This window comes from Jatrophihabitans sp. (assembly GCF_051960575.1).
Classification (GTDB): domain Bacteria; phylum Actinomycetota; class Actinomycetes; order Mycobacteriales; family Jatrophihabitantaceae; genus JBQCEE01.
Genome location: NZ_JBQCEE010000157.1, coordinates 1 through 9178 on the forward strand (window position 1 = coordinate 1; position 9178 = coordinate 9178).

Here is a 9178-nt window from a genome sequence, read left to right on the forward strand (position 1 = left end):
CGAGCCGTGGCCGCATGCTGCCCTCGATGTCGCGCGCGGCCTGCCACCAGCAGGGGCTGGTCACGCTGACGGCAGGCACGTTCGGCAACGTGCTGCGGTTCCTGCCCCCGCTCGTGATCGGGCACGACCTGCTGCGCGAGGGGCTCGACATCCTTGAGGCGGCGTTCGCAGCCAGCGTGTGATCGCGTCCTGTCCTAGGCTGCCCGGGTGACGTCCCTCCTCGGCCGGCCCAAGCGCGTGCTCGTCACCGGCGGCGCCGGTTTCATCGGTTCGCACCTCACCCGGCGCCTGCTCGAGCGCGGCGACGACGTCGTCGTGGTCGACAACTTCTACTCGGGCTCGCGCGACAACATCCTCGAGCTGCGCGACGAGCCACGCTTCGAGCTGATGCGGCACGACGTCACGTTCCCGCTGTACATCGAGGTCGACGAGATCTACCACCTCGCCTGCCCGGCGTCGCCGGTGTTCTACCAGCGCGACCCGGTCCAGACGACCAAGACCTGTGTGCACGGCTCGATCAACATGCTCGGGCTGGCCAAGCGCACGAACGCGAAGATCCTGCTCGCCTCGACGTCCGAGGTGTACGGCGACCCGGCGGTGCACCCGCAGGAGGAGTCGTACTGGGGCAACGTGAACACGATCGGCATCCGGTCGTGCTACGACGAGGGCAAGCGGGCGGCCGAGACGCTGTTCTTCGACTACTGGCGCCAGCACCAGCTGCGCATCAAGGTCGCGCGGATCTTCAACACCTACGGCCCGCGCATGGCCCCGGACGACGGCCGGGTCGTCTCGAACTTCATCGTGCAGGCGCTGCAGGGCCAGCCGCTGACGATCTTCGGCGACGGGCAGCAGACGCGGTCGTTCTGCTACGTCGACGATCTCGTCGAGGGACTCATCCGGCTGATGGACTCGCCCGACGAGGTCACCGGGCCGATCAACCTCGGCAACCCCGGCGAGTTCACCATGCTCGAGCTCGCCGAGAAGGTGCTCGCGCTGGTCGGCGGCGACAGCAAGCTCGAGTACCGGCCGCTGCCGCAGGACGACCCGGTGCGCCGCCGCCCGGACATCACCCGCGCCCAGACCACGCTCGGCTGGGGCCCGACCGTCCCGCTCGACGAGGGCCTGGCCAGGACCGTCGACCACTTCCGCGCGAAGCTCGCCGGCGTCTGAGCCGGGAGATCCCACCGCGTTGCCCCGGAACGCCGGGGCGCGGTCGGCCTTGCCCCGCCCAGCCGGGAAAAGCGACGGCGTTGTCCCGGTGCTGCGGGACAACGCCCGGTGGGGTGCCGGTGCTGCGGGACAAAGCCCGGGCGGCCGCTCATGAGCGCAAACGCGCGGTGCCCGGCCGGTAGACTGAGGCTTCAGTCGACACCGCCGCCGATGTGAAGGGTCAGACCGTGAGCCTGATCGTGCAGAAGTACGGCGGCTCGTCGGTCGCCGATGCCGAGCGCATCAAGCGCGTGGCCGAGCGGATCGTCGCCACCAAGCGCGAGGGGCACGACGTGGTCGTCGTGGTCAGCGCGATGGGCGACACCACCGACGAGCTGATCGAGCTGGCCGAGCAGATCGTGCCGGTGCCGTCCGGCCGCGAGTTCGACATGCTGCTCACCGCGGGCGAGCGCATCTCGATGGCGCTGCTCGCGATGGCGATCAACTCCCTCGGCTACCACGCCGAGAGCTTCACCGGTTCGCAGGCCGGCGTGCTGACGACCGCCGTCCACGGCAAGGCGCGGATCGTCAACATCACGCCCGGACGCGTGGTGAACTCGATCGCCGAGGGCAAGGTCGCGATCGTCGCCGGCTTCCAGGGCGTCAGCCCGGACACCAAGGACATCACCACGCTCGGACGCGGTGGCTCGGACACGACCGCCGTCGCGCTCGCCGCCGCGATGCAGGCCGACGTGTGCGAGATCTACACCGACGTCGACGGCGTCTACAGCGCCGACCCGCGCATCGTCCCGAACGCGAAGCGCCTCGACACGGTCACCTACGAAGAGATGCTCGAGCTCGCGGCCAGCGGCGCGAAGATCCTGCACCTCCGCTGCGTCGAGTACGGCCGCCGCTACGGCATCCCGATCCACGTCCGCTCGTCGTTCTCGAACAAGTCAGGGACGACCGTCGCCGGTCACATGGAGGACCTCATGGAAGACGCGATCATCAGCGGCGTCGCGCACGACCGCAGCGAGGTCAAGGTGACCGTCGTGGGTGTGCCCGACAAGCCGGGTGAGGCCGCGGCGATCTTCCAGGAGCTCGCGTCCGCCGAGATCAACCTGGACATGATCGTCCAGAACATCTCGACCGGCGGCACCGGCCGCACCGACGTCAGCTTCACGCTGCCGAAGACCGACGGCCCCACCGCGCTCGCCGCGCTGAAGAAGATCCAGGGCTCGGTCGGCTTCGAGGACCTGCTCTACGACGACCACATCGGCAAGCTCTCGCTCGTGGGCGCGGGCATGCGCTCGCATCCCGGTGTGTCGGCCAAGTTCTTCGCCGCGCTCGCCGAGGCCGGCATCAACGTCGAGATGATCTCGACGTCCGAGATCCGCATCTCCGTCGTCTGCCGCGACACCGACCTGGACGCCGCCGTGCGCGCCGTCCACGACGCGTTCGACCTCGGCAGCGACCAGGAAGAGGCAGTCGTCTACGGAGGTACCGGTCGATGAAGGTCGGCGTCGTTGGGGCCACGGGGCAGGTCGGGACGGTCATGCGCCGTCTGCTGGCGGAGCGGTCGTTCCCGGTGGACGAGATCCGCTTCTTCGCGAGCGCGCGCAGCGCGGGCAGCACGATCGAGTGGGAGGGCGTCGACGTCCGCGTCGAGGACGCCGCCGTCGCCGATCCGCGTGGCCTCGACATCGCGCTGTTCTCGGCGGGTGGCGCCACGAGCAAGGAGCTCGCGCCGAAGTTCGCCGCCGCGGGCGTCACGGTGATCGACAACTCGAGCGCGTGGCGCATGGACCCCGAGGTGCCGCTGGTCGTCGCCGAGGTGAACGGTGCCGAGGTGCGCAACGCGCCCAAGGGCATCATCGCCAACCCGAACTGCACGACCATGGCGGCGATGCCGGTGCTCAAGCCGCTGCACGACGAGGCGGGTCTGACCCGGCTCATCGTCTCGACCTACCAGGCCGTCAGCGGGGCGGGCCTCGCCGGCGTCGACGAGCTGGACGAGCAGGTGCGCGCCGTCGTCGACAAGGCCGCCGGCCTCACGCACGACGGGAACGCGGTCACCTTCCCGAAGCCGGCGAAGTTCGCCCGCCCCATCGCCTACAACGTGCTGCCGCTCGCCGGCTCGATCGTCGACGACGGCGAGTTCGAGACCGACGAGGAGAAGAAGCTCCGCAACGAGTCGCGCAAGATCCTCGCCATCCCTGAGCTGCTCGTCTCGGGCACCTGCGTGCGGGTTCCGGTCTTCACCGGGCACTCGCTGTCGATCAACGCCGAGTTCGCGCGTCCGCTGTCGGTCGCCCGGGCGGTCGAGCTGCTCAGCGGCGCGCCCGGCGTCGAGCTGTCCGAGGTCCCGACGCCGTTGCAGGCCGCGGGCGCCGACCCGAGCTACGTCGGGCGCCTGCGCCAGGACCCGGGCGTGCCGGACGGGCGCGGCCTGGCGCTGTTCGTCAGCAACGACAACCTGCGCAAGGGCGCGGCGCTGAACGCCGTCCAGATCGCCGAGCTGCTGCGCTAACACGCCGGCCGGCCTCCGCACAAGCGGTCGGCCGGGTCGAAATTCCCGACCCATCGGGCACTGTGGGACGACACGTCCCGTGCCGAACGGATCGACGTGCCCACCTCCGTCGACTCCCCGGTTCGGGATCTTGGTCCCGGGACGAGTCCGACCTTGTCTGGGCGAATCGGGCACTTCGCTGTCCAAGATCGTTCCGTGCGTGGCCGAGGCTGAACGCAATGTCCTCCAGCCCGCGTCCGTTGCCGCACCTGCGGCCGCGCCCGCGTCCGGCGGCCCACGCCGCACCCGACCGGCGCACGGTGCTGCGGGCCGGCATGGTCACCGCTGCCGGGGCGGGGGTGGCCGCGCTCGCCGTGGCAGCACCCGCTGCCGCCGCCACGGTCGCCGCGACCGCGGTCACGACCGCCCCGCCGCCGTCGGGCAGTGACGACACCGCGGCGCTGCAGGCGGCGATGCCCGACACCGGCGTGCTCCTGCTGCAGGCGGGCACCTACCAACTCGCCGGGCGCCTGCTCGTCGGCGACGGGCAGGACCTGCGTGGCGCCGGTGGCGGTTTCGGGGCGTCGGCCACCGTGCTGCGCTGCACGACCTCCGCTGCCGGCGTCGAGTTCTCGCGCGGTGGCGGCACCTCGTCGGGATTCCGGGTCGACGCCGGCAGCCTCGCCACCCGGCCGTTCGCACGCACCGGCGGGCTCGGCGGTTGCGGCCGCATGTTCAGCGACATCACCGTCTGGGCGTCCGCCGGCGACGGCATCGTGGCCCTCGCCGCCCAGAACGACGTCTGGACCGGTGTCTCGGCGGCGGGCGCGGCCCGCGACGCCCTGCTGCTCGACCAGGGCTACGGCGGCGCGCTGTTCAGCCGCTGCGAGTTCGCGGCCGCCGGCCGCTACAACCTGCACTTCGCCCACGACGTCCCCGGCGGGCCGTACCCGACGCCCGCCGACCTGATGTTCGAGCAGTGCATCGTCGAGACCAGCGGCACTGTCGGCACCGGGCTCGCGCTCATCGACGCCGCCTACGACGTCAAGTTCCACCACACCGCCTTCTGGACCGAGGGGGCGATGGCCGGGCCGCTCATCGACGTCACCGGCCGGGCCACCCAGATCTCGATCGGTGACGCGCTCATCGGCTCGGGCGCCTCGCCCGCGTCCGACACCGGTCTTCGCGTCGACGACGCCTGCCACGTGCTCGTCGACGGTGTCACCCGCTTCAACGGGCTGCAGGCGGCCTTCGCGCTGCGCTCGGGCACGCCGCACATCGAGGTGCGCGGCGGTCAGGTGTACGAGGCGGTGCAGCAGCGCTACACGACCGAGACGGCGATGGACCCGCAGAGCTGGATCAACACCAGTTTCAGCGAGCCGCTCGTCTCGACCCGTTCGGCCGCCGGCGACCTCGCCTACGTCAGCCTCGCCGCCGCCGGCACCGGCTTCCACGTCGTCGAGGCGGCCTCCGGACGCCGCACCTGGGGCAGCGGCCACGACTGGAGCGGCGACGTCGCGCTCGACCGCCGCGCCGCGGGCGTGCTCGGGGTCGACGCCGGCCACCTGCTGGCGACCGGCTACGGGACGACGGCCGACCGGCCCGCGCCGACGCCGGCGACGGCGGGCAGCCTGCGGCTCAACACCGACACCCGGCAGCTCGAGGTCACCGACGGCACCGACTGGTTCCCCGCCGTCACCGCCGCGGCCGCGACCACGCAGCCGCCGGCCGCGCTGCCGCAGCTGCGGGCCGCGACGTTCACCGCGAGCGGACGCTTCACCGTGCCCGACGGCGTCACCAGCCTGCGGGTGCAGGCGATCGGCGCCGGCGGTGGTGGCGGTGGCGGCGGCACGATCGGTGGTGCGTCGCGTGCGCCGTCCGCGCACGGCGGCGCGGGTGGCGGTGCCGGTCTCGCGCTCGATCAGGTCGTACCGGTGACGCCCGGCGACGTCATCACCGTCTCCGTCGGTGCGGGTGGTGTCGGTGGTGGCGGCGGCGCGGCCACCTCACGCGCCACGGGCAACGGCGGGGCGCCCGGGCGCGCCGGCGGCACGACGACGGTCCGGCGCGGCGCCGGCACGGTGCTGCTCGCCGCGACCGGCGGCGGCGGCGGCCACGGCGCGCCGGGCAGCAGCATGACCGCTGCCGTGCCGGCGAACGGTGCCGGCGCGGTCGGCTGCGCCGACGTCGTCGGCGTCAACGGCCTGCCCGGCTGCGGCGGGCTCAACGGCGGCAACGCGCTGCCCGCGCCCACCGGTGTCTGCGGCGGTGCGGCCGGTGGCGACGCGACCCGCACGCGGGGTGGCTCGGGCGGCACCGCCTCGACCTCGCCGGGCGCGCGGGCCGTCGCCGGTGCGGCGACCATGCCGAACGCGAACGGCGGCACCGGGGCACGTCCCACCCAGCCGGGCTGCGGCGGCAACGGCGGCGGCGCCGGGGGGCGCGCCGCCCACGGCGGTGCCGGTGGCGCCGGCAGCGACGGGTGGGTGCAGCTCAGCTGGGTCGGCTGACCATCGGCGCGTTCCACTCGTAGGGCTCCATGTCGCGCAGCACCCGCCGCCGGCGGTTGCGCGGCAGGTGATCGACGTACAGGACGCCGTGCAGGTGTTCGGTCTCGTGCTGCAGGCAGCGGGCGAAGAAGCCGGTGCCGCTGACGGTGAGCGGCGCGCCGGTGCGGTCGACGCCGGTGACCGTGGCGGACGCCGCCCGCTCGAGCTCGTGGTACGGCCCGGGCACCGACAGGCAACCCTCGTCGCCGCCCTGCCGCTCGGCCGATACCTCGATCGTCGGGTTCACGACGTGGCCGACCTGGCGCTCACCGGTCTCGTCCGGGCAGTCGTAGACGAAGACGGCGAGATCGACCCCGATCTGCGGGGCCGCCAGACCCACGCCCTCGGCGACCCGCATCGCGGCGAACAAGTCGTCGACCAGCGCGGCGAGGGCGTCGTCGAACTCGGTGACCGGACGGGCCGGCTGGTGCAGCACCGGGTCGCCGTAGATCCGGATCTTCGGCGCGGTCATGGGCTCCTCACGGGACGGTCGGCAGGTCGGCGGCGGGCGGCAGCCCGAGCGCCGTGATCGTCGCACGCACGCAGTCGGCGATCTCGTCGACCGCCCGGGCCGCCGCCGCGCGACCGCGGCGGAAGGGGTCGGCGATGTCGTCGGCGCCGGGCGGTACCGAGCCCGCCGCGGCCCGGGCGTCGGCCAGCGCGGCCGTGAGCGCGGCGAGGTCGACCGCGTCGCCGGGGGCGAGGGTCCCTGTCGCGCGCGCGTGCGCGGCGAGGCGGACGAACTCCTTCATCGTGAACATCCGGCGGAACGCCGCGGGCGCCGCCGTCATGGCCAGGTCGCGGTGCCGGACCTCGGCCGTGAGCACGAGGTCGGCCCCGCCGATCATGGCCGGCGTCAGCGCCCGGGCCCGGTGCCCGGACGCGTCCACGCCGAGGCGGGTCAGCCGGCGTGCGGTCGGGGCGTCGACGGGTGCGCCGATCACCGCGGCGGTGCCGGCGCTGGTCACGACCAGGTCGGCGCCCGGTGCCGTCCAGGCGCGCAGCATCGCCTCCGCGGCCGGCGATCGGCAGATGTTGCCGGTGCACACGAACAGGAGAACCGGCACCCCGCCATGGTCCCACCGAAACCAGGCGCGCCGTCCGAAACCACCTCGCGATCGACCGAAACCACTTCGTGAGTGGCTCGTTAGGCAGGCCATGCGGCTGAACATCCACGACTTCAGCGGTCACCCGTTCCAGGTGCAGCTGTCCCGTGCCCTCGCCGATCGCGGCCACTCGGTGCTGCACGGCTACAGCACCCAGTTCGTGACCGGCCACGGCCGCCTGCGCGTCACCTCCGACGACGCGCCCACGCTGCGCATCGAGGGTCTCGAGGCCACGGTGCCCATGCACAAGTACCACCCGCTGCTGCGCACCCGCTTCGAGTGGGCGTACGCCTCGGCGTGGCAGCGCGAGCTCGAGCGCGAGCAGTTCGACGCCGTGGTGGCGTGCAACGTCCCGCTGTTCACCCTGGCCCGCATGCGCCGCTTCTTCGCCGCCCGCCACCAGCCGTGGGTGCTGTGGCACCAGGACCTCTACAGCCTCGGCGTCGGTGCCGAGGTGGCGCGCCGCCTGCCCGGCCCGGCCGCCACGGCCGGACGCCGCTGGGTCGAGTGGCTCGAGAAGCTGCAGGTGGGCGACGCGGACGCCGTCGTCGCGATCACCGACGCGATGGTCGACCAGTACCGGGCCTGGGGCGTCGAGCCGCTCGACGTGCACGTGATCCCGAACTGGGCGCCGCTCGACGACATCGTGCCCGCCGACCGCGACAACCGATGGGCGAAGCAGCACGACCTGCCCCGGGACGCCGTCCGCCTCCTGTACGCCGGGACGCTCGGCCGCAAGCACAACCCGCTGCTGCTGCTCGAATTGCTCGACGCCGCCAAGGCGCGGGGGGTCGACGCGCACCTCGTGGTCGTGTCCGAGGGGGTCGGCGCCGACGACCTGCGCGCCGCCGCCGGGCACCGCCGCGACGTGCAGATCCTCGGGTTCCAGCCCGCCGAGGACATGACGGAGGTGCTGGCCTCGGCCGACGCCGTCGTCACCCTGCTCGAGCCGGACGCCGCCAAGTTCTCGGTGCCGAGCAAGGTGCTGAGCTACATGGCCGCTGGTCGGCCCATCGTCGCGCTGGTGCCGCAGGGCAACCCGGCGGCGGTCGACGTCGCCTCCGTCGGCGGCTTCGTCGGCGAGCCGACCTCGGCCGGCGCGGTCGAGGCGGCCGAGTGGCTCTCGGTCGTCACCCGCGACGCCGAGGCGCTGGCGGTCATCGGTGACCAGGCCCGTGGCCTCGCCCGGGCGCGCTTCGACATCGAGCGCATCACCGACCGCTTCGAGGCCGTCCTGGCCGCCGCCTCCGGCGCCCGGTCGGCGCGGCCGCTCGTCTTCGCGTCCTCGCCGCTGTACCCGTTCACCAGCGCGGGCCGATGACCGGTCTCGCCGAGCGGGACGACGGCTTCGTCGTGCTGCCCGCCACCGAGGAACTGGTCGTGCGGGGCCACACCGTGACGGTGGCCGCCGCCGCCGCGACGACGACCGACGAGCGGCCGGCACCGGCCGAGGCGCCGTCCCGGCTGGGGGCGTCCCGCTGGACGCGTCGCTGCGCCGCGCTGCTCGTCGCCACCGACACCGTCGCCGCGATCGCCGCGATCACGGCGGCGCGACTGCGGTTCCTCAACCCCGACCCGTCGCTGCTCTGGATGCTGCTCGGCGCCGCCGTGGTGCTGGGCTGGCTGCTCGCCCTGCAGCGCGTCGGTGCCTACGACACGCGGCGGCTGTCCGGTGGCACGCGCGACCTGCAGCGGGTGGTGCGGGCGACGTTGTTCCTCGCCGGTGGCGTGGCCATCGTCGCGTACCTGCTCGACACCGACGCGGAACGGCCGGTGCTCGCGCTGTCGATCCCGCTCGGGGCGGTGCTGATGGTGCTCGGGCGCTTCGCGGTGCGGCAGTACGTGCACCGCCAGCGGGCGAGGGG

At 73.4% G+C, this 9178-nt stretch carries 7 protein-coding genes and 2 pseudogenes; 7 read left to right on the plus strand and 2 right to left on the minus strand.

Features of this window, described 5'->3' with window-relative positions:
- The 5 genes and pseudogenes from ACTHMS_RS08905 to ACTHMS_RS08925 all read left to right on the plus strand — a co-directional run.
- Positions 1-182: pseudogene (locus ACTHMS_RS08905) on the plus strand (hypothetical protein); the annotation flags it as partial.
- A 25-nt stretch (positions 183-207) separates the two neighbouring features.
- Positions 208-1170, plus strand: coding sequence for a UDP-glucuronic acid decarboxylase family protein (locus ACTHMS_RS08910; protein WP_440306307.1), 963 nt, complete (start codon positions 208-210; stop codon positions 1168-1170).
- 227 nt (positions 1171-1397) lie between these two features.
- Positions 1398-2663 (plus strand): aspartate kinase, encoded by a 1266-nt coding sequence (locus ACTHMS_RS08915; RefSeq protein WP_440306308.1) that lies wholly within the window; start codon positions 1398-1400, stop codon positions 2661-2663.
- A complete protein-coding gene (locus ACTHMS_RS08920) occupies positions 2660-3679 on the plus strand; it encodes an aspartate-semialdehyde dehydrogenase (RefSeq protein ID WP_440306309.1) in 1020 nt (339 codons plus the stop codon). The genes ACTHMS_RS08915 and ACTHMS_RS08920 overlap by 4 nt, the downstream gene beginning before the upstream one ends.
- A gap of 218 nt (positions 3680-3897) precedes the next feature.
- Positions 3898-6168 carry a hypothetical protein gene (locus tag ACTHMS_RS08925; RefSeq protein ID WP_440306310.1) on the plus strand — a complete coding sequence of 757 codons (2271 nt, stop codon included), beginning with the start codon at positions 3898-3900 and terminating at the stop codon, positions 6166-6168.
- On the opposite strand, the gene def is transcribed toward ACTHMS_RS08925, so the two are convergent.
- Both def and ACTHMS_RS08935 read right to left on the minus strand, forming a co-directional pair.
- Positions 6152-6679, minus strand: coding sequence for a peptide deformylase (gene def / locus ACTHMS_RS08930; protein ID WP_440306311.1), 528 nt, complete (start codon positions 6677-6679; stop codon positions 6152-6154). The two genes, ACTHMS_RS08925 and def, sit on opposite strands and share 17 nt — an antisense overlap.
- Positions 6680-6686: 7 nt before the next feature.
- The gene (locus tag ACTHMS_RS08935) at positions 6687-7274 is read right to left on the minus strand and encodes an arsenate reductase/protein-tyrosine-phosphatase family protein (RefSeq protein ID WP_440306312.1); all 588 of its coding nucleotides are present in this window, start codon (positions 7272-7274) and stop codon (positions 6687-6689) included.
- Between the two features lie 91 nt (positions 7275-7365).
- Here ACTHMS_RS08935 and ACTHMS_RS08940 point away from each other — a divergent pair, with 91 nt between their 5' ends.
- Both ACTHMS_RS08940 and ACTHMS_RS08945 read left to right on the plus strand, forming a co-directional pair.
- Positions 7366-8634, plus strand: coding sequence for a glycosyltransferase family 4 protein (locus ACTHMS_RS08940; RefSeq protein ID WP_440306313.1), 1269 nt, complete (start codon positions 7366-7368; stop codon positions 8632-8634).
- Positions 8631-9178 (plus strand): annotated as a pseudogene (locus tag ACTHMS_RS08945) (hypothetical protein); the annotation flags it as partial. The gene ACTHMS_RS08940 and the pseudogene ACTHMS_RS08945, both read left to right, overlap by 4 nt.

Bases quoted from the DNA above. Each gene is read 5' to 3' on its own strand.
- ACTHMS_RS08920 (WP_440306309.1), top strand. From the start codon at position 2,660: ATGAAGGTCGGCGTCGTTGGGGCCACGGGGCAGGTCGGGACGGTCATG.
- ACTHMS_RS08940 (WP_440306313.1), top strand. From the start codon at position 7,366: ATGCGGCTGAACATCCACGACTTCAGCGGTCACCCGTTCCAGGTGCAG.
- def (WP_440306311.1), bottom strand. From the start codon at position 6,679: ATGACCGCGCCGAAGATCCGGATCTACGGCGACCCGGTGCTGCACCAG.
- ACTHMS_RS08925 (WP_440306310.1), top strand. From the start codon at position 3,898: ATGTCCTCCAGCCCGCGTCCGTTGCCGCACCTGCGGCCGCGCCCGCGT.